Origin of the sequence: Aliarcobacter sp., assembly GCF_041672065.1 — a bacterium.
GTDB classification, from domain to species: Bacteria; Campylobacterota; Campylobacteria; order Campylobacterales; family Arcobacteraceae; genus Aliarcobacter; species Aliarcobacter skirrowii.
The window spans coordinates 1-21,282 of the sequence record NZ_JBAZAH010000026.1; the positions used below are offsets into that span (position 1 = coordinate 1).

General features: G+C 27.0%; 23 protein-coding genes. 1 reads left to right on the forward strand and 22 read right to left on the reverse strand.

The genetic code is table 11. The features are described 5' to 3' along the window. The coding region (gene mnmA / locus WC168_RS05445) for a tRNA 2-thiouridine(34) synthase MnmA (RefSeq protein WP_372617994.1) at window positions 1–943 on the forward strand (943 nt) is incomplete at its 5' end. A gap of 28 nt (window positions 944–971) precedes the next feature. Here mnmA and WC168_RS05450 read toward each other — a convergent pair. From WC168_RS05450 to WC168_RS05555, 22 genes are all read right to left on the reverse strand, one after another. After that, window positions 972–1,535 carry a flavin reductase family protein gene (locus WC168_RS05450; protein WP_372617996.1) on the reverse strand — a complete coding sequence of 188 codons (564 nt, stop codon included), beginning with the start codon at window positions 1,533–1,535 and terminating at the stop codon, window positions 972–974. Window positions 1,536–1,565: 30 nt separating this feature from the next. Beyond that, window positions 1,566–2,753 carry an MFS transporter gene (locus tag WC168_RS05455; protein WP_372617998.1) on the reverse strand — a complete coding sequence of 396 codons (1,188 nt, stop codon included), beginning with the start codon at window positions 2,751–2,753 and terminating at the stop codon, window positions 1,566–1,568. A gap of 27 nt (window positions 2,754–2,780) precedes the next feature. Beyond that, entirely contained in the window at window positions 2,781–4,892 is a 2,112-nt protein-coding gene (gene flhA, locus WC168_RS05460) for a flagellar biosynthesis protein FlhA (RefSeq protein ID WP_319060137.1), read from the reverse strand. 20 nt (window positions 4,893–4,912) lie between these two features. Continuing rightward, complete coding sequence (gene flgL, locus WC168_RS05465; RefSeq protein WP_372618000.1) at window positions 4,913–6,073, reverse strand: flagellar hook-associated protein FlgL; 1,161 nt, start codon at window positions 6,071–6,073, stop codon at window positions 4,913–4,915. Continuing rightward, window positions 6,070–7,377 carry a flagellar protein export ATPase FliI gene (gene fliI / locus WC168_RS05470; RefSeq protein WP_066350387.1) on the reverse strand — a complete coding sequence of 436 codons (1,308 nt, stop codon included), beginning with the start codon at window positions 7,375–7,377 and terminating at the stop codon, window positions 6,070–6,072. The genes flgL and fliI overlap by 4 nt, the downstream gene beginning before the upstream one ends. Beyond that, window positions 7,374–9,374: a tetratricopeptide repeat protein gene (locus tag WC168_RS05475; protein ID WP_372618002.1), complete on the reverse strand. Its 2,001-nt coding sequence runs from the start codon at window positions 9,372–9,374 to the stop codon at window positions 7,374–7,376. Before WC168_RS05475 ends, fliI begins: the two co-directional genes overlap by 4 nt. A 3-nt stretch (window positions 9,375–9,377) precedes the next feature. Continuing rightward, the gene (flhB, locus tag WC168_RS05480; RefSeq protein WP_372618004.1) at window positions 9,378–10,424 is read right to left on the reverse strand and encodes a flagellar biosynthesis protein FlhB; all 1,047 of its coding nucleotides are present in this window, start codon (window positions 10,422–10,424) and stop codon (window positions 9,378–9,380) included. An 8-nt stretch (window positions 10,425–10,432) separates the two neighbouring features. Then, window positions 10,433–11,182: a flagellar biosynthetic protein FliR gene (locus tag WC168_RS05485; RefSeq protein WP_372618006.1), complete on the reverse strand. Its 750-nt coding sequence runs from the start codon at window positions 11,180–11,182 to the stop codon at window positions 10,433–10,435. Beyond that, window positions 11,182–13,182: a hypothetical protein gene (locus WC168_RS05490; protein WP_372618008.1), complete on the reverse strand. Its 2,001-nt coding sequence runs from the start codon at window positions 13,180–13,182 to the stop codon at window positions 11,182–11,184. The genes WC168_RS05485 and WC168_RS05490 overlap by 1 nt, the downstream gene beginning before the upstream one ends. A gap of 7 nt (window positions 13,183–13,189) precedes the next feature. Beyond that, window positions 13,190–13,657, reverse strand: coding sequence for a flagellar basal body rod protein FlgC (flgC, locus tag WC168_RS05495; protein WP_066160488.1), 468 nt, complete (start codon window positions 13,655–13,657; stop codon window positions 13,190–13,192). Between the two features lie 15 nt (window positions 13,658–13,672). Further along, window positions 13,673–13,996 carry a flagellar hook-basal body complex protein FliE gene (gene fliE / locus WC168_RS05500; protein WP_066160485.1) on the reverse strand — a complete coding sequence of 108 codons (324 nt, stop codon included), beginning with the start codon at window positions 13,994–13,996 and terminating at the stop codon, window positions 13,673–13,675. Window positions 13,997–14,008: 12 nt separating this feature from the next. Then, entirely contained in the window at window positions 14,009–14,389 is a 381-nt protein-coding gene (locus WC168_RS05505; RefSeq protein ID WP_174519302.1) for a hypothetical protein, read from the reverse strand. Between the two features lie 10 nt (window positions 14,390–14,399). Beyond that, the gene (locus WC168_RS05510) at window positions 14,400–15,221 is read right to left on the reverse strand and encodes a P-loop NTPase (RefSeq protein WP_372618011.1); all 822 of its coding nucleotides are present in this window, start codon (window positions 15,219–15,221) and stop codon (window positions 14,400–14,402) included. 2 nt (window positions 15,222–15,223) lie between these two features. Beyond that, a complete protein-coding gene (gene flhF, locus WC168_RS05515) occupies window positions 15,224–16,378 on the reverse strand; it encodes a flagellar biosynthesis protein FlhF (RefSeq protein WP_066160480.1) in 1,155 nt (384 codons plus the stop codon). Further along, a complete protein-coding gene (locus tag WC168_RS05520; RefSeq protein ID WP_129098002.1) occupies window positions 16,375–16,770 on the reverse strand; it encodes a hypothetical protein in 396 nt (131 codons plus the stop codon). The genes flhF and WC168_RS05520 overlap by 4 nt, the downstream gene beginning before the upstream one ends. Continuing rightward, complete coding sequence (locus tag WC168_RS05525; protein WP_066160478.1) at window positions 16,754–17,131, reverse strand: hypothetical protein; 378 nt, start codon at window positions 17,129–17,131, stop codon at window positions 16,754–16,756. Before WC168_RS05525 ends, WC168_RS05520 begins: the two co-directional genes overlap by 17 nt. Continuing rightward, window positions 17,132–17,455 carry a hypothetical protein gene (locus WC168_RS05530; protein ID WP_066160476.1) on the reverse strand — a complete coding sequence of 108 codons (324 nt, stop codon included), beginning with the start codon at window positions 17,453–17,455 and terminating at the stop codon, window positions 17,132–17,134. Between the two features lies 1 nt (window position 17,456). Further along, window positions 17,457–18,317, reverse strand: a complete 861-nt coding sequence (locus WC168_RS05535; protein WP_066160473.1) for a FliM/FliN family flagellar motor switch protein — start codon at window positions 18,315–18,317, stop codon at window positions 17,457–17,459. A 15-nt stretch (window positions 18,318–18,332) separates the two neighbouring features. Further along, window positions 18,333–18,647: a flagellin gene (locus WC168_RS05540; RefSeq protein WP_066350376.1), complete on the reverse strand. Its 315-nt coding sequence runs from the start codon at window positions 18,645–18,647 to the stop codon at window positions 18,333–18,335. A gap of 57 nt (window positions 18,648–18,704) precedes the next feature. Beyond that, complete coding sequence (locus tag WC168_RS05545) at window positions 18,705–20,732, reverse strand: hypothetical protein (protein ID WP_372618015.1); 2,028 nt, start codon at window positions 20,730–20,732, stop codon at window positions 18,705–18,707. 1 nt (window position 20,733) lies between these two features. Further along, a complete protein-coding gene (locus WC168_RS05550; protein WP_066160464.1) occupies window positions 20,734–21,060 on the reverse strand; it encodes a hypothetical protein in 327 nt (108 codons plus the stop codon). Between the two features lie 63 nt (window positions 21,061–21,123). Then, window positions 21,124–21,270, reverse strand: a complete 147-nt coding sequence (locus WC168_RS05555; protein WP_372618017.1) for a flagellar basal body rod C-terminal domain-containing protein — start codon at window positions 21,268–21,270, stop codon at window positions 21,124–21,126. Window positions 21,271–21,282 lie beyond the last annotated feature (12 nt).

A 21,282-nucleotide genomic window follows, 5' to 3' on the forward strand; every position in this document is an offset into this window, starting at 1 on the left:
AGTTTATCTAAAACTTCATGATAGAACTGATGGTTACCACGAATCAAATTTAAGTTATATTGATGGGGTTGCAAAATTTCTAGGTATAAAATATCATATTTTAGATTTATCCAAAAAATTTAAAAAAGATGTTTATGACTATTTTGTAAACTCTTACATAGATGGAAATACTCCAAATCCATGCGTAAAATGTAATAAAAATATAAAATTTGGAGCAATGCTTGATTTTGCAAAAGAGCAAGGAGCTTCATTTCTTGCAACTGGTCACTATGTAAAAACTGATGGTAAATTTTTCTATCTTGCAGATGATTTATCAAAAGATCAAAGCTATTTTTTATCTCAAGTTCCTAAAGAAGCTATTGCTTCTATGATGTTTCCTCTAAGTAACTATAAAAAAGAGGATATTATAAAACTTGGTGCAAATTTAGATGTAACTTATAAAAAGATAACTGAAAAAAATGAATCTCAAGAGATCTGTTTTGTAGAAACTGTTTATACTGATATTATAAAAAAACACGCAAATATAGATATTGAAGGTGATGTTTTAGACCAAAATGGAAATGTAGTAGGAAAGCATAAAGGTTATGCTCACTATACAATTGGAAAAAGAAAAGGCTTTAGTGTAAAAGGTGCTCAAGAGCCTCATTTTGTTTTAAAATTAAATCCAAACAATAACACAATTGTTGTTGGTAAAAAACCATCCTTAGAAGTTAATGAAGTTGTTGGTGAAGAGCTTAATATCTATATTGATGATAAAAAATTCTCATGTGGTGTAAAACTAAGATATAGAAGTAATACAATTTTATGTGATGTTGAGATTATTAATGATAAAGCAATTATAAAATTAAAAGAGCCAGCTTTTGGAGTTGCTAGTGGACAACTGGCTGTTTTTTATGATGGAAATAGAGTTTTAGGAAGTGCTTTTATAAAAAGTGCAAAATAGTTTTTGCTAAGCATAAAGCTTAGCAAAATTATAGATCTACCATAGCTTTAAAAGTAATTCCAGATCTTCCAATACTATCTATTTTTGTGTGATTTCTCTCATTGATTCTACTATCTTCAATAAATTGATAATCTATTTTTAAAATAACAGGTGTTGTATCCCCATCTACTTTATATGTATCATAATAGCTACAAAAAAGTGCTGTTTGAGTTGAGCTTATCATTGGTGGATAATCTTCTAACTCTTTTTTAACATCAATTTGAAACTTCTCTATTTCACTCTCACTTTTACAAAGTGGTGTTGCACACTTTTGAACAAGTTCTACATTATCTTTATTTGGAAAACAAATAGTTGCTTTTTTTGTTTTAAGAATATTTGCTAAGCTATCTTTTAAACTTCCATCATCTTTTTTTCCAATTGCCACAATTACAAGTGCTGGATTTGTAGAGATTGGAATAAAATATGAAAAAGGTGCTGCATTTAAAACTCCATCATCTTCTGTAACAATCCATGCAATTGGTCTTGGAACTATACTTCCAGACATAATTTTATATCTATCTAAATCATTTACATTTTTATAATCAAGTATCATAATAATCCTTTTGAAATTTTTGTTTACATTTTAGGATATTAATGCTTTTATCTTAGTATAGTAAAAAGCAAAAAATATAAATGCAAATCCTAAACAGACTGTAATCACAGTAGTTGTTGTAATATGTGCCATAGAACCTATAAACAAAGTTGTTAAAACATTTGCAAACATAAAAAACATATCATTGTATGAAATAACTCTTCCTATATATTTTTTATCACAATGATTTTGTAAAAGAGCATAAGTGTATGACCATAAAAATGCCGTACTAAATCCTACAAAAAATAGTGCTATAAGCGATAGATAAAAATCACTTTGTGCAAAAGCCCAAACTATGATTGTAAGGCCTTGAAATGCAAGTAGATATTGAAGATTTGATTTATTTATAATCTTATTTAAAAATAGTGGTCCAATCATAAGAGCAACTGCTCTTACACTATTTGATAATCCAATTGCCAAAGGAACTGCAATTAACTCTTTGTACTCATTTTTTGCCAATATTGTAATTAATGCATCATAAGATGTTAATCCAACACTTGCATGAAGAAAAATAAGATGTAAAATAATTTTGTTTTTTTTGATATATCTTAAACCATCAAGCATTAACTCTAAAATTTTCTCTTCAATTTTTTTATACTCTAAATTTATTTTAATTGGTAAAAAAACTATAAATGCTAATATAAAAATAATAACATCAATTAAAATAGCTGTTTTAACTCCATATAAATTTACAATAAATCCACTAGCAGCCATTCCAACTGCATATGTAAAAGACCAAATAATTGATTGAATCTCATTTGCAGTTTGAAGCTCTTTTCCACTTGCCAATTTTGCTAAAAGTGACATTTCACTTGAAAAAAACATTGAAGCTGCACTCATTCTTATAAATATAAATATTAAAAGTAACCACAAATCACTAGCATTTGAAATCAACAAAAAACAAGCTGTCATACAAAGTTCTACAAAAAGTAAGGTAACCATTAAAGGTTTTATTCTTACCCTATCAATAATTGCTCCACTAAAAGGAGCTATTAAAATTGCTGGTAAAAAATGCATAGCTGTAACAATAGCAATTGCAAGTTCACTTGAACCAAAATCAACAACCATTGTATATATTGCAACTGTTGAAAACCATGCACCAAATGATGCAATAAAATTAACCAAAGATAAACCTCTAATAATTGGATTATCTCTTAAAAAAGTAAAATAGTATTTCAAAGAATTCCTTAAAAAGTATAAAAAAGATTAGAACTCTAAAGTTCCTTCAATAGCAAAATTTGCTTTAGAATCAAGCTCTGCATGAGATAAAACTGGAATTACCATCCCAAATTTCTCATATATTTCTGAGACTCTTTTTCTTAAAACTGGATCAACAACCATAGCTATTTTTGAGAAACCTTTTTTCTCAACACTATCAAGAAGCTGTTTTGTTTTTGTAACTAAGTTATTTATCTCAGCGATACTAAGCATTAATTGACTAGCTCCATGATTATCTTGAAGTTTACTAATAAAGTGTTGTTCAAGTTCTGGTTTAATTGTCACTATATGTAAAACGCCATCACTATCTTTATATTTTTGAGTAATAAGTCTATATAGTTTTGCTCTAACATGCTCTAGTAGAATCTCTGGTGCTTTTGTAAACTCAGCAATATCTGCAATTGCTTCAATGATTGTTAGCATATCAATAATTGGTATTTTTTCATGAAGTAAATCTTTACAAACTTTTAATAAACTTCCATAAGATGCAACTTTCATAGCCTCTTCTACAACAATTGGGAAATCTTTTTTCAATCTATCAATAATATCAACAATATCTTGTCTAGTTATAATATCTTCAGCATGTTTTCTAATAATTTCAGATATATGAGTTGAAATAATTGTTGGAGCATCAACAACTGTAAAGCCTTTCATTAAAGCCTCTTCTTTTAACTCTTTTGCTATCCAAATTGCATCTAAATTAAATACAGGCTCTTTAACTTTTATACCATCTAACTTCTCATTTGCTAATCCACCCATTGCTAAAAGTTTATCAACTTCAATTCTTCCTTTTACAATTGGTATTCTTTTTAGATAAAACTGATACTCATTTGCTCCAAGATTTGTATCATCTGAGATTCTTATTTGAGGAATTATAAATCCAAGCTCACTAGCAATATTTTTTCTAATTGCTTTTATCTTATCAAGAAGATCAGAGTTTCCTTGAACAAGTTGTAGAAGTCTAATTCCAAGCTTCAACTCTAAAACTTCAAGCTTCATAACTGTTTCAATACTTTGACTCTCATCAATAGCAGCCTCTTTTCTTTTCTGCTCTTTAAGCTCAGCTGGTTGTTCAATTTTTTTAGCAACTGGAGCTTTAAACATTCTGGTTACAATATTATCATCACCTCTATCAATCATTATAATTGTATAACCTAAAGCTATTAATAAAATTCCCATAAAAGATAAAATACCTGTAGGAAAACCTGGAACTAATGAGAAAAGAATAAGCCCAATACCAACTAAAATTAGAGATTTTGTATCTTTCATTAATTGGTTTACAGCTCTTGTTGCAAATCTCTCTTCATCTGTATTTGATCTTGTTATTATAATAGCAGTTGCAGTTGATGTTAAAAGTGCTGGAATTTGGCTTACAAGACCATCACCAATTGTTAAAATTGTATAAATATTTGCAGCATCTCCTGCACTTAAACCATGTTGGAAAATTCCAATTAAAAGACCACCAATAATATTTACAATTGTAATTATAATACCAGCAATAGCATCACCTTTTACAAACTTAGAAGATCCATCCATAGCCCCATAAAAGTTTGCTTCTGTTATAAGTGCTTTTCTTCTAATTTGAGCCTCTTTATCATCAATAAATCCAGCATTTAAATCAGCATCAATAGCCATCTGTTTACCAGGCATAGAATCAAGTGTAAATCTAGCAGTAACCTCAGCAACCCTTGTTGCTCCTTTTGTTACAACCATAAAGTTTATTAAAACTAATATTATAAATATTACAATTCCAATAACCATATTTCCACCAACAACAAACTCACCAAATGCACTAATTATTGTACTAACGGCTTCAGGACCATTATGACCTTCACTTAAAATTGATCTTGTTGTTGCAATACTAAGTGCAAGTCTGAAAATAACAAGTATTAATAAAAGTGTTGGAAAAGTTGTTAAATCAGCTGGTTTTTGAATATATAAAGATATTAAAAGTATAAGAAATGACAAAGCTAAAGATAGTGATATAAAAAAGTCAATAGCGGTTTGATTTAAAGGTACAATTATAATTGCAAGCATTGATAAAAACAATGCTACTGCAATTAAATCCCTAGAGAATAAATTTTTAAGACTAAATTTCATATATCACTAAATTAGCTAACTTATCTCATAAAATTAACTAAAGATAATTCAAATGTTTTATTTACCGTTGAATACATAGCTGTATATGAAATTTCTAAAGACTTTAGTTGCATAGCAACATCTGTTAAATTTGAACTACCAAGTTCCGTATCTACAATATTAAGTTGAACAATTTTTGAACTTAACCTATCCAAAGCAGTTTCAAAAGTTTTATTTCTACCACCCAAATCTGCATGTGCTATAACTGCTGAATCAATCACTTTTTTTATATCATCAACTGCTTGAGAGATTCCCTCTCTTCTAAAAGCATAATTAGCAGCTTCATCACCTGGAAATGCTGGATTTCCTAAATCATCTAATCCTCTTAAACTTTTAATAGCATCATCTAACATATCAAAAGTGCTTCTTCTTGCATCAAATCTAATACCATCACCTAAAGTTGTTAAATCTACACTATATTCAGAAGCTGGTGGAACTGGTGGAACTGGTGGAACTGCTGTTAAAACCTCTTTTGAACCATCCCATCTAGTCTTTTCAATTTGATTTGTTGCTGTATCTAAAACCCACTCATTTCCATCTTGATCAACAATTTTATCGCCATCTTTAAATGTTAATGTTCCATTTGCATAAGCTGTATTAGCAACAAAAGTTAAAATATCAATACCATTAACTCCTCTTTGATGATACGAACCATCATCTACTGCCATTTTTCTCAATTGTGAATCTCCATGGTATGTTACTTTTCCATTTGTATCCATTGAGAAAGGTTTAACAGAAGCATCACTTCCAGCAAATAGATATTGACCCTCTGTTTGAGTATTTCCTAAATCCATTAAGCTTTGTTTATAACCAACTAATTGTTGAGCAATTGCCTCTAATCCTTCAACTCCTGTTGTTGAAGTATTTGCCTTAATAAGCTCCTCATTTATTTTATCCATTATTTTTTTGATTTCGTTTATAGTACTATCTGAATTATCGTTTAAAACTTTTGCTCTATTTAACTGATTAACTATACCCTCGTTTAATCTTATTTGATCTTGAGTATGAACCAATCTTCCAAAAGTAACAGAGTCATCACTTCCATATTGAAGCTGTTTTCCACTCATTTGAAAATTTAATTTTGCTTGATATTTATCTAAATTTCCTAATCTATATGTTGTTGAATCTATACCAGATATCATAATAACACCTTTTTTAAATTTTCGACAATCTCATCAAAAGAGTATTTTTCTAAAGTTCCTTGAGTAAGAAACTCTCTTGCTTTTTCTCTTTTTGATATTGCGTTGTCAAGTTCTAAATCAGCACCTTTTTTATATGCACCAACTCTAATTAAAACTTCGTTCTCTTTTATAAGAGATAATACTCTTTTTAACTTTAAAAAATCATTATAATGATCTTTTGTAACTACCTTGTCTATAACCCTAGAGGCTGATTTTAGTATATTTATTGGTGGATAAAATCCCTGCTCTGTTAAATCTCTTGTTAATACAATATGTCCATCTAAAATAGATCTACTTTGATCTGCAATTGGATCATTCATATCATCTCCATCAACTAAAACAGTAAAAAAAGCTGTAATTGAGCCTTTACTACTATTTCCAGCTCTCTCCATAAGTTGTGGTAAAAGTGCAAAAACAGATGGTGGATAACCACGACTAACAGGTGGTTCTCCAGTGCTAAGACCTATCTCTCTTTGAGCCATAGCAAATCTTGTTACACTATCCATCATAAGTAGAACATCATGACCTTTGTCTCTAAAATATTCTGCAATCGCCATAGCTGTAAATGCACCATATTTTCTCATCAAAGCTGACTCATCTGAAGTTGCAGTTACAATAACAGTATTTTCTAAATCATTATCTAAATTATAGTGAATAAATTCAGGTATCTCTCTACCCCTTTCACCAATTAATGCTATTACTTTAATTGTAGCTTCACAACCTTTTACAATCATCCCCATAAGTGTAGATTTTCCAACTCCTGAACCTGCAAAAATACCAACTTTTTGACCTTTTCCACAAGTTAGCATTGAGTCAATTGCTTTAACGCCTGTTGCAAATTTTTTATCTATAATTCCTCTTTCAAGTGGAGATATACTCTCTTTATTTATAGGGCAACTTGTATCAATATCTCTTATTTTTCCCTTATCATCAATAGGTTCACCCAAAGCATTTACAACTCTTCCTAAAAGTCCATTACCACACTTTATGTTAAGTCCATCTCTTTGTAAAAAAACCTTATCGTTTACTCTAAATCCATCAACAAATGAAAAAGGAACTACAATAAATGAGCTAGCATTTAACACTGTAACCATTCCTAAAACAGAATAAAGTTTTTGTTCTGATTCAATTCTTACAATATCACCAACAGCAACATCAAGACCAGTTGCACTAAGTGTTATTGAAGAGATATTTGTAACTCTTCCAAAAGCAATATTTAAGTTTGATGAATCGATTTGATTTAATATATCATCTAAATTATTCAATTCATACTCTCGCACATTGTTTTATATAAATTATCATCTAATTTTATATCCTTACACTTTTGTAAAAATTCAAATCTATTTTCATTATCTTTAAGCTCTTGATATAAATTTGCAAGTTCATAATAAATTCTAACTTCATCCTCTTTTTTTATATTTCTTGTGTGTAAAAGGGCATCTTTGAGATTTTTTACAGCAAGTTCATAGTTTTTACTATCTTTTGCTATTTTTGCTAACTCTAGTTCTACAACTGGTGAATAAACAAAAACTTTAAAACTATTTTGAAAATTATTTAAATCCTCAAGAGTTTTATTAGCGGATTCTTCATCTTTTATCTTCTTTAAATACATATATAAATCATAATAAAAATCTATAATCATAGGATTTTCTAAATTTGCTTCAACAACTGAATTATTTTTTAAATTGTCTTTTAAAAATCTATCAAAAAGAACAAAATCATTTTTCTCTTTTAAAACCTGATATTTAATAAAAAATTCATCCTTTAAAAGCTCAATATTTTTACTATTAGAGATTTTTGAAGAGTAATAAACAGCATCATCAATCTTCCCTATTCCAAAAGCAATATTCTCTAAAACAAAATATATATTTTCATCTTTTGTCTCTTTTAAAATATCTTTTAACTGCTCATAAGTTTGTTCATCAGGTTTCTCTTGGATACAAGCTATTAAACCATTTTTCAAAAGTTCATCATTTAAAATTTGTACAAATATATCTCTTTTTGTATCTTTTAATAAGTTTCTTAATTTCTCACACTCTTTTTTTGCAATATAATCTTTGATTAGCTCAAGATAAGCAATATCTATCATATTTTCAAGATTATTTATATCGAATCTTTTTTGTATCGATTTTGGAATTTTTTTATAAATATCTTTACCTCTTACTATATCTTCATATTTTTTGTCATCGCTATAGTTTAAAAACTCTTGCAATATAGCTTTTTGTTGCATTGTCTCATCTTGAGTATATTCATGTGAAATTTCAGTTGGCTCAATCTCTCTTTTTCTCATTTTTATCTCATCATAATAGATTTTTGAATCTTTATATAAAGGATCCTCCTTATTTCCATCTACTAAACTTTTTAATAAAGCTTTTGCAATACTCAAAGATGTTGTATCGCCTCTTTTATATAAATTAAGATAAATATTTGCTAACTTATATTTAGTTTTATTCAAAATATCACTATTTTTAGAATTGAGAATAATATCTTTTAAAATTTTTATACCCAAATCATCCATTCCAAGCTTAAAAAGCATATCAGCTCTTTTATTTGCCAATATAAAATCATTTGAATAAAAAGATGGTGTTAGATTTAAAATTTGCTCCATAGCACTTCTTGCTTCTTCTGTTTTACCAGCTAGTAAATAGACATCAAAAAGTTCATTTGCAATATTTGAAGCCTCATTTCTATCACTTGTTAAATTTAAAGCCTCATATAAAACTTTTTCAGCATTTTGATAATTTTTCTGATATCTATATATTTTTGATTGAGAAATTTTACCTCTTATTTTAGCTTTTTGAGTATCAAATATATCTACTAAAGTTTTTGAATAATACTTAGCTTCATCAATCTTGTTTATTGAAAGTTTTAATTCAACTAAAAGCAAGTATGCTTGAAGTAGATTCTCTTGATTTACAGTTCCATCATTTACAGCTTTTTCTAACTCATTTGTTGCATCATTTAATATCTTCTTTGATTGAAACTTTAAAACTAACTCTGAATATAGAAGCAAAATATCTGTTTTTAAAATAGATATTTTATTACTATTTTTTATCTCTTCAATTTTTTCAAAAGCCTCTTTTGGTTTTCCTTCATAATAAAGCTCTCTAGCTTCATCAATTCCATCAAGAGTTGATAAAATTTGCTCTTTTGTTGATTCTGGTATTTGTTTACCTTGAGAACCTATAAAACTATAATAAAAATCTCTACTATTTGCATCTAAAAAGTTAATAAGCAATAGAAAAATAAAAAAAACTCTCAAATTTTACCTTCTCTTCTTTAAATCATAAATGTATGTGAAAATTTCTGCAACAGCCTTATAAAACTCATTTGGAACCTCTCTATCCAAATCAATTTGATCATATAAAGCTCTTGCCAATGCTGGATTTTCAACTATTGTAATACTATTCTCTTTTGCTACCTCTTTTATTCTAAGAGCTAAAAAATCTATCCCTTTTGCAATAACAATTGGAGCTTGATTTTTACTACTATCATACTTTAATGCAACAGCATAGTGTGTTGGATTTGTTATTACAACATCAGCCTCAGGAACACTACTCATCATTCTTTTTTGAGCCATTTGCATCTGAATTCTTCGTATTCTTCCTTTAACTTGAGGATCTCCCTCCATATTCTTATACTCATCTTTAATCTCTTGCTTACTCATTCTTAAAGATTTTATATAATAGTGCTTAGAAAAATAAAAATCTATTATAGCAAATATTATGATAATAAAAAGAATTGTAAAGATAAATATAATTGATAACTCAATAATTATATCTATGGTAGCATTAAGTTCTTTGTCCATCATTCCTAAAAAATCTTCATATGTTAAAGCAAACAAAACAAACATTACAATTACAATTATTGTTAATTTTAGTGTTAATTTTAATGCCTCTAATGCTTTTTTTAGACTAAAAACATTTTGTATACCTTTAATTGGATCTAACTTTTGTAAATCAAATTTTAGAGGAGTTGATAGGAAACCAAACTGTATCCAATTTCCTACTAATGCTATTACAAAGATAAATAAAAAAATAGGCATTAATGCTTTCATTAAAGTCATTGATACTGCATAGGTAATTGTAAAATAAGTTGCGCTTGTTAACTCTTCAGTCATAAATCCATAAATATACTTCATTGTATTTTTTATTTCAAAAAAGAGATGATCTGAAAAAAAAATTAGATAAATTGAGCCCAAAGTTAATACAGCAGCACCAACTACCTCCATAGATTTACCAACATTACCTTCATTTCTGGCATCTTCTAATTTTTTGGATGTGGGTTCTTCAGTTTTTTCATCATCAGCCATAAAAATCCTTATTCAAACTTATCAATAAAATAGTTTACAAATGCCTCATTTAAAACTTCTAAACCAAATATCAAAAATATAAATATTAAAGCAAATTTTAACTGAAATGTAATAATAAATGGTGAAAATGCTGGCATTGATTTTGTACCATATCCATAATATACATCCATAATAAATCCAATAAAAAATAGTGGAAAAGCAAAAATAAATGCAAAAGCAAACATTCTTGAGATTTCACTAATAGCTATCTCTATTCCATTAAAACTAAAAATATTAAAAGCTCCTAAATGAACCATTGAAAAACTTTTTGCTAACATTACAAGAGTAGATTCGTAAAGTCCAGCTTGAAAAAAAACCATTAATGCTATCCAAAAAAGAAGTTTTGAAACCAAACCCTCTTGAGAGCCAGTTGCTGGATCAAACATCATAGCCATAGAAAGTGCAGTTGCATATCCTACAAACTCTCCAATAATTCTAACAGCTGAAAACATAACATTAAATAGCATTGCAGCTATAAATCCTAAACTAATCTCAGTTAAGAGTGCAAGAATAAAATTTGTCTCATCTACATACTTAAACTCACCAACAAAAGGAAATAGAAAAATTACTAAATAGAATGCAAATGCTACTCTTATTGTTACACTAATAGCAGCATGTCCAAAAACTGGCATAAAAGCAACAAAAGATGCAACTCTTGCAAAAAGTAATAAAAATTTAAAAACTACAGCAGAGTTTAATAAAGAGAAAAATTCTTCCATTACATATAATCATTTTTATCTTCAAGATCTCTATTTTCCTCTTTAAGTTTTAATATAGATTGAGTATCTTTACTACTATTTTGTCTATTTTTATTTGAAGATTGCTCTTTTGAAGATGAGTTATTATCTCCTTGATTAAAATCTAAATTAAAACTTGAAGAGTCACTAAAAGTTTTTACCAAAGAGTTTCTTAACATATTTTGATTTTCCATTATCAGCTCTAAAGTTGTTAAACTTGAAATACTAAGAGTAATATTTAAACCACTAAGTCTATCATGCTTCATTAAAACAGAGATTGTCCCCATATCCTGTGGATTAATATTTATTCTAAAAGCAGTAACAGGTGGTTTATAATTTTCATACATCTGTCTTGCAATATCAGACATCATAGAACCAAGCTGTTGTCTTGCTGCAACAATTTTTGCTGAAAATTGATTTGTTAAAGAGTTTGTTACATCAATTGTAACATCATCTGCTATATTTAGACTATTTTCTAAAAGTGCATTTGAAGCCTCAATTGAGTTTGTTATTAGATTTCTAACATCAACACTTCTTATATTTTTTTCATTTAAAAGTGTATTTAAAATAGTTTTTCTCTCTAAACTCTTTTTATCTTCAAGCTCTAAATTTTTTAAACTATCTTTTGTTATCTCTTTTGATACTTCAAGCTCACTTGCTTCTAAATCTAAAATTTGAGCACTATGTTTTATATCTTCAATACTTTTAGCATTTTCTAAAATATTTACTGCCTCTTTTTTATTAAATAAAAGTTGCTTTTCAACTCTACTTATATCTTCACTAACAAATTTATTATTAGTTATTTTTTCAGAACCTACTTCAATATCTGTAAGTTTATTTGAATTTTCCAAGTTTTTATCGCTATTTTGATTACTATTTTGAGATATTAAAGTATCCATTAAACTAGTTTTTTTAAGCTCTTCTAAACCTTTTTGAGGTAAAGATGCTAAAATAGAATCACTTTGTTTATTTTCTAAAGATTTTAAACCATTTACATTTACTTCTTGAGTTATATTTTTTTCTATTTTATTTTCTATTTTATTTTCAACTAAAATAACACTATTTGTTTTATTTGTTTCTGCTACTAAACTATTTTTTTCTATTAATTTATCCATTAGAGAACTCTTTTCATTCTCTTTTAAATCTGTTGATATCTCTTCTACTTTTAAATTCTCTTTATTTACAGTATCTTCTATAAAAATTTCTGTACCGTTTTTTATTACCTCATCTTTACTATTTTCAATAACAAGCTTATCAATTTTTTGATTATCTATTTTAGTTGATACACTATCTTCTTTATTAATCTCTTTAGATATATTTAAACTATCTTCAAAATTATCTATACCATCCTCTAGAGTTTTTAACTCTTTTATATTATCTAAACTTGGCTCTTTAGAAAAAATTTGTTCTTCTTGCTTATCTATTTTTAAAATATCTGTTTGAGATTTTTTTGTATCACTTTTTATACTATTTTCAAAATTATTAGAGATATTTTCTACTTTTATATTTAAATCTCTTTTTTGAGTATTATCACTATTTTTTACTTCTAAAATCATCCTATCTAATAAGCTATTTTTATTAACAAAATTATTACTATCTTTTGAAGATTTATTATCTTTTTTAATATCTAAAGCTAGTTCTTTATCCTCTTTTTCTACTTTTTCAAAATCAGTTGTTTTATCATCATCTAAATCTATTTTGATACTATTTTCAACACTATTTGAAATATCTTCATCCAATAAAATATCTGCTTTGTTTTCGATATTTTGCTCAGTTACTATACTCTCTTTTGTGTTTTTATTTTTAAGTTCAAGATTTTTATTTTCACTATTTTCTAGCTCTTGATTATTTTTAACACTGTTTAAAAGTGTATCAAATAAGCTTGGTGAAGTTTTTATAGAATCATTTTTTAAGTTACTAGATGCTTTATTATCACCATTTGATTCACTAGTTTGAGAAGATAAATCTATTAAAGTTGTCATTTAACTACTAATTTCCATTTAATATATCTAAAGTTTTTGTATCAATTCCTCTATGAGTATTAAAAGCTGTAACATTCGCTTCATAAGATCTCATTGCTTCAATTAAATCAACCATCTCAACAACAGGATTAATATCAGGATATGCAACATAACCTTTTTCGTTCGCATCTGGATGTGTTGGATCATATCTTAAAACTGGAGGAGCATCTGATTTTATAATCTTTTTAACTCCTACTGCTCTAAGACTTAACTCCGAATTTGTAGAGTTTGTAACTTCAATATCATTTGAGTTTGTTTTTTTATTTTTATTTGCTAAAAGTACATCTTCAAAAAGTACAACTTGCTTTTTATATGGTCCACCTTCAGCTGTATGAGTAGTTTTTGCATTTGCAATATTTGCACTTGTTACATTGATTCTTGTTCTTTGAGCACTCATTCCAGAAGTTGCTACATTATATCCATCAAAAAATCCCATATAATCCTCCTAAACCTAAACTTGCATTCTCATAATCTCTTTATATGCATTTAAAGCTTTATTTTTTACCTCTAATCCTAATTTCAAACTAAGTTCAGCCTCTTCAATTCTTTGAACAGCCTCTTGTAGATTTTGAACCTTACCAGTTGCAATATCTTTCATTGAGTTATAACCTTGTATTTGAGTGTTATTTACATCATCTACTGCATTTTGAAGTAAATCTTTAAAAGATTTATTTGCATAGTTACTATCTACTTGATTTGTTGCTGTTGCACTATCTACAGCATTTCCTGTTACTTGTTCAAGTGGATTTAAAAAATTTACTGAACCTATTTGCATATTCTATTCCTTTTATTTATTCTCTTCTAAATTTTGAGAACTGTTTACTTCAGAAGCAATCTCTTTCTCTTTAATCTCCAACTCATCTTCCTCAACATAATCTTCGCTTTTAAATTTATTTAATAAAAATCCTATTTTTTCTTCATTATATTTAATATCAAAATCTTCTACTTTTTTATCTAAACTAAAGTTTCTAACTATAAAAGAAAAAATAATATGTGCAGCTCCTCTTAAAAAAAGAGTTACAAGAATAGCACCAAAAACTATCTCTATTGGTGCAAAAAGTTGACTATTTAAAATAAAAAATATTAAGGTTGCACAAAATCCAACTGCAACATAAAGCTTAAAAATTCCAGTATTTATTAGATTTTGTGAAAATCTTTCAACTACCAAAGCTATTCCTTTATTTAAGATTTCTTAAAATATTTTTTGCAACTTCAACAAATCGCATAGATACATCATCCCCTGGAAACTCTTTCAAAAAAAGTTTTCTAGTCCTAGCAACAGATGATATCATAGAACTATTTGGAATGTTTCCTATATATTTTATCATAAAATTCTCTTTTAGTCTATTTTTTTTAGCAAGAGTTATTAAAGAGTTAGTAACATTTTTTCCAATATTATCACTTCTTGTGTGATTAAAGCATAGCATCAACTCATCTTTATCTAATGATAAAAGTTTTATAAGTGAGTAAACATCAGTTAAAGCGCTTGGATCTGTTGATGTTATTGCTAATATGTTTGTTGATACTTGTAAAAACTCTTTTACATAATCATTTAATCCAGCACCTGTATCAACTATTAAAATATCAAAATAGTTTAAAGCTAAAATATCATTTATCAATCTTGAAAAAACAAAACTACTATTTATATTACTATATTGGTAACCACTTTTACCAGCAATTAAATATAAATTTGAATATTTAGTCTCCAAAATAACATCTTGCAAACTATTTTTACCGTTTACATAATCAAAAAGAGTAAATTCTGGCCTAATATCAAATAAAACTTGCATATTTGCCAAACCAATATCAGCATCTAAAACTACTGTTTTAAAACCTTTTGAAGAGCAAAAATATGCCAAATTTGCACTAAAAGTAGATTTTCCAACTCCACCTTTACCAGATGTTACTGTTAAAAGTTTTGTTTTTGTATTTACTTTATCATCAATATTTTTTGTAAGGTTTATTAGGTTTTTTGCTTGAGAGAGTTTTTCATCTAACATTATTAACTCCTAATAAACTCTTGCTTCATAAAACACTCTATTAAAAATGTTGCATCTGCTGGAATTAAATCATCTGGAACATTTTGCCCAACAGAGAAGTATGTTATAGCTTTTTTTGTCTTATGAGCAAATGTTATAATATTTCCAAAACTTCTTGTTTCATCTAGTTTTGTAAAGATTAAATTATCTATATCTAAAATTGAGTAATTTTTATAAACTTCCAATAAATCACTATGTTTTACATTTGATGGAAGTACCAATGTCTTTTCAATTGGCAACTCATCAACTTGTTTTCTATACTCATTTAAAAGCTCTATTTTATCAATATCATATTGACTTGAACCAGCTGTATCTATAAAAATATAACTACACTCTCTTAATCTAAAAAGTGCTTCACTTAAATCCTCTGGTCTTTTTACAACTTCTAAAGGTATTCTCATAATATTTGTGTATGCTTGAAGTTGTTCTATTGCACCTACTCTAAAAGTATCTAAAGTTACAATTCCAACCTTATAATTTTGCTCCATTTTATATGCAAATCTTGCTGCTAATTTTGAAATTGTTGTAGTTTTTCCAACTCCTGTTGGTCCAACCATCATCATTATTTTTCTCTGCTCTTTTCTAAGAGGTGATTCTATTTTTATAGGTATCACTTTTCTTAAAATTAATTTGAAAAAATCATTTACCTTTTTAGAGTTTACTTTTAGTGCAACAGGTAGCTCTTTTATAGTTTTTTTCATAATAGAGTAAGTCATCTCACTATCAAACTCATTTTTTTCAAATATTGTATAAATATCAATAAATTCAGGTGGAATAGTTAAATCAAAAAGTTGAGACTTTGGTTTCCAAAGAGTTTTTTGAACCTGCTCAAGAAGATTTTGCATCTTTAAAATCTCTTCTCTGTAATCATAAACTTGAGCTTTTAATGGTTGATTATCATCACTACTTGCTTTTGTAATAGCTACTTTTGTAAACTCTTTATTCTGCATGATTGTCTCATCTTCTAACATAACAACAACTTCATACATTCCTTTATCATAAGGAGTTTTACCTTCAACTTTCTTTGTAGATATTACTATTGCATCTTCACCACACTTTTTTTGTGCTTCTCTTAATGCTTCTGCTGGTGTTTCTCCCAAAAATGAGTATTTATTCATCTTAATCTTCCATCTTTATATATCTGTTCTACTTGTCCATCAAGGTTTTTAAATCTTATAAACTCATCATTTTCGTAGATTATTTTACCTTTTTTCTCTATTTTTACTCCGCCAAAATTAAATAAAATTGAGTAATCTTCAAATAACTTTACACTTCTTAAACAAAGAACACTATTTTTATTTATATAATGAGTTGCTATATATTCACCCTCTTCAATCTCTTTTTTTGTCATAGGCGTACAAGTTCTAGGGACATTTTCATACTCTTTCTCTTCTAGTTTAGAAATTGTTATTTTCTCATCAAGTTTTATTGCATCTTTTGTTACTAAAACTGTTATTGCACCAAGAGAGTTAAAGAATATTAAACTTAAAAAACTAAGCCTTAATATCAAAAATTTGTCCCCCTGCTTTTTGAGTAACCTCTTCTACTAATCCTTTATACATCTGCTGAATAGGTAAAACGATATTTGCTAATTTTTTGTTTAATTCATAAAGCTCTTTTAAATTCTCTTCAAGTAAATCTACTTTTTCTCTATAAATATTTACATCAAAATTTGCTTGTATTAGTTTTGCAAGTTCATTATTTAAATCTACTTTTTTTTGCATAATCTCATTTATTATATTATGTTTTGCTTCATTTCTTTTAAAAAGTTCTTCGTTTTTACCAAGTTTAATATCAGCAATATCTTGAACAATTGCCTCTTTTAAACTTTTTATCTCTTCATTCATACTATTTAAAATATCATCTACCATCTATAGTACCTGCTCTTTTTTATTATTTTGTGATAAAAAGTTATATAACATATCACTTATTCCAAAAGTTCCACTACTATGATTTGCAATTGATTCTAAATACATCCCTTTTATAATATCACTTCCAGCACCACTTCCAGCAATTGAGTTGTTTCCTTGAAGCGATGTTGATAAAATTTGATTTAAAAAAAATGCTTCAAACTCATTGCTTACTTCTCTTAATTTTTTATCTTCTACAAGGCTTAGTTTATCTTGATTAATATTTTCAAATTTATTTGTTTGTAGAATATCTTTGTTGTATAAATTACTTGTATTAATTTCCATATTAGAGTCCTATTTTATCTAGTTGCAAATCTTCATTTACTATTCTTCTTATCTTAATACCAAATTTTCCTTCAACAATAACAGCTTCACCTTCTCCAATTTTTACACCATTTATTAAAATCTCTAAAGGTTCATTTACCATCTGCTCAAGCTCAATTATCTCACCAACATCCCATCTTAAAATATCTTTTAATAAAACTATTTTTGATCCTAATCTAACACTTAATTTTAATTTAACATGATATAAAAGTTCTAAATTTTTAGAAGGATTTGATATGGATTGCATAGATTTAGAGCTTTGTGCAACAACTGGAGTTTCAACTGCTACCGGTGAGCTTTTCATTGGCTCTTTTGCACCTGTTATTGAAGAGAAAAATGGAGATATTATTTTATCAAAATATAAAATAACTGGATTTTGCTCACCATCTAAAGTTGTATCAAATTTATATAACTCTTTATCTTTTAAAACAGCAACATCAACTACTTTTATACTTTTTATTTCAACTTTAACTCCAGATATATCAGCTAAACCTTGAGCATTTGATGCTGTTGCAAAACTTCCAGAGATATTTGAAATTATCTCATTTACAGCATCAGTAGTCTCATCATCTATATCTTGTTTTAAATCTCCCATTCCACCTAGCATAAGATATTCAAATTTAGTAGCACTAGAAGCTGGGATAAAAAATGTAATTCCACTTTTTATATCTTTAAATTCAACCTTTACATCACACTCAATAAACGATGACTCTAAAAGATCATCTAACTTTTTTATTCCCTCAACTTTAGCTTTTTTTCCTAAAAGTTGCTCTAATGTATTTGTAAGTTCATTTTTAAATACTTGTGATAAATCTGATGCCAATTTATATGCCTTATATTAATTTTTTAATGTTCTTTGAAGCTCTTCAAGTAAAAAAGCTTTTATCTTCATCATATCTTCAGTTGGATATTTATTTTCAATGCTACCTCTTGTAACTTTTACAAAAAAATCTTGCGAATCTTTATTATAGCCAAACTGTATATTATCTAATATAACTTCATTTAGTTTACTATTTGGATCAATAGGTAGATTTTTTTTATACTCTTCATCTTCTATAACTTTTTCTTTTTCATCAATATTGCTAACCTCTTTTGATTTTAAAGCATAATTCTCTTTTGCTAAATCAATTTGTGCAGTTCGTCCTATCTCCATTTGTTATCCTTAAATAAAGAAAATTGAAATTATTATAACAAAAATTTTCAAATAGTACTATAAAGAGAGCATAAATTCATCAAAACCAATAATATCAAAACTTATAAATTGATTGTTATATGCTTTATTTAAAAACTGTATTGCAGCATTTATATTTAAAGTTTGAATCAACTGAATTGCTGTTAAAAAATCTGTATCGGTATCATTATAAAATGCTTTTATAAGTGTAATTTGAATAGAAGCCTCTTCTCTTCTTTTAGCTTCTAAATAAGATGCAACAAGTAAATACATGGTAAATCTATTTTCAATATTGTATTCATTTTTTAATCTATTTAATATATTTATAGACTCATTAGCTTTACCTAAATATAGACTTGAATAAGCATCAGTAAGCAAATATAAAGGTGAACTCTCTTTTGGTATATAAAAATCTGCTCTACTAAATATACCTAAAGCTTTTAAAATATCAATATAGTAAAGTGAAGTTATTAAAGAGCTATTCAAAAAATTATTATTATATTTTAGTGGTATTGTATCTTGCATTCTTGAAAAATATTTATAATCATCTTCATTTTTTGTTTGTTGAACTAATTTTAGTAAATATATAAAAGAGTCTTTTTCCCAATCTATCAAAAGAGGATGCTCAGCTACATATTCGTTATTTTCAAGCTTTTTTAGAAAATCTAAAGCTTTAAAAAATAGTGTAGTTTGCAAATATGGTTCTACTTTATTTTCAAAGCTTATATCAACATAAATACTATATAGCTCTTTTGCAAAGTAGTTATACAATCCATCACTACTTTTTATTCTCTCTTTAATCAACTCTTTTTGCTTATCATCCATTGATTTTGAAACTTTATTTGATGTTATTAGATACATAACAGCATATAACTTATTACCTGGGCTTAATTTGTAAGCCTTTTCAAAATATTTATATGCATTTGATAAATCTTTAATTTGAGCGAAAGCTAGTGCTAAATTATAGTAGTTGTATGCTTTTGAGTTTTCATTTAACTCATTTTTTAATTGATCTATTCTTACAAAAGGGTCATTTCTAATAGCTTTTATAAAATTTATATTGTAGTTAAACATAGCCTCAAGACTCTCTAGGCTACTTTTGTCTTTTGATACCATACCTTTTACAGTATCATACATTAACTCCTTTGAATCAGAGAAGACAAATGGTGCAAAATAGTACAAGTAATCTAATTTTCTCTCTTCATCAAATTTTAAAATAGATTTTAAATAATCACTTGATGAGTATAAATCTTTATTAAAATATATTTCAAAAGGTAAATTTATATGTACTTTATAATCACTTCCTCTTTTATTTATCTTCTCTAAAATCTCTTTTACAACATCTAATTTATTTAACTTTAAATTTACAAAAACACTAAACCAATATATCTCATCTAATCTATTTTGATCTTTTTGGGTATCAATTAATTTTTTTAAAATTATATCAGCTCGTAGTAGATTATTTTGTTTAATATAGACAAGAGCTTTTTTTAAATCAAGCGAATAACTCATAGCATTTAAAGCTCCTAAAGCATTATCATAATCTTTTACCATTAAATATCTATTTGCAAGCTCTTCTAAAATAATATCTTTGATATTTAATATAATCTCACTTTGATTTTTTAGTTTATCACTATTTTGGAAAATGGTTACCAAATCTATAATATATTTATCATCTGAAGTAAGGGTAAAAAGATAGTAGCAAGAGGCTATAAAAGCATATGGTTCATTCAATAAGTTTGATTTTTTTGAGTATATTTCAGAAAAAAGAGTTATTGCTTCCTCTTTTTTATTATCTTTTAAAAGTATTATTGCCATATTTAATAAAGATGGTATTTCATACACTACTTTTGTTTTCTCAAAAATATCATAAGCCTCTTTATATCTTTGTTTATTAAAAAGTAAAACTGCTTTATTAAACTCATTTGATACTTCTAACTCATCTAACTTATCAAGTTCAAAAATAATTTGTGGTTGTGATTTTAATATGTCGTTTGCATATAAAATATTACTTATTAATAAAATTGTAAGAAATATTTTATATATAAATTTATTCAAAAAAAACATCTTAAATAATTGCATTTACTTGAGCAAATAGCTCTTCATTTCTTCTTTGAAGATCATTTATTCGATTTTTTAAAGTAATGTTTTCCATTCTTAACTTCTGTAAATCATCTCTTGCTATATGAAGATTTTCCTGATTATTTTGTAAACTTTTTGTACCTATTTTAACTTGTTTTTCATATCTTTTTATTAAAGCCTCTAGTTTTAAAACCTCTTCTTCTGTAAGGCTTTTTTCCTCTTTAATTTTAAAATACATAGTTTTGTATGTATGAGCTGTTGATAAAAAATATAATAAAACTACAATTAAAACTGCAATTATGATAAAACTCAAAATAATCTTCCTACTTTTTAATTTTTTAGACTTAAGTTTTAACTTAAGTCTAAAATTTACTACTTATCTTTTCAGGTTAATCAGTGTACTTAATAGCTCATCTGAAGTTGTAATAGATTTTGCATTTGCTTCAAACGCTCTTTGAAATACCATTAAATTTACTAAGCTTTCACTTAAATCTGCTTTACTAATCTCCAATGCTTGTCCCATTACACCATCTGT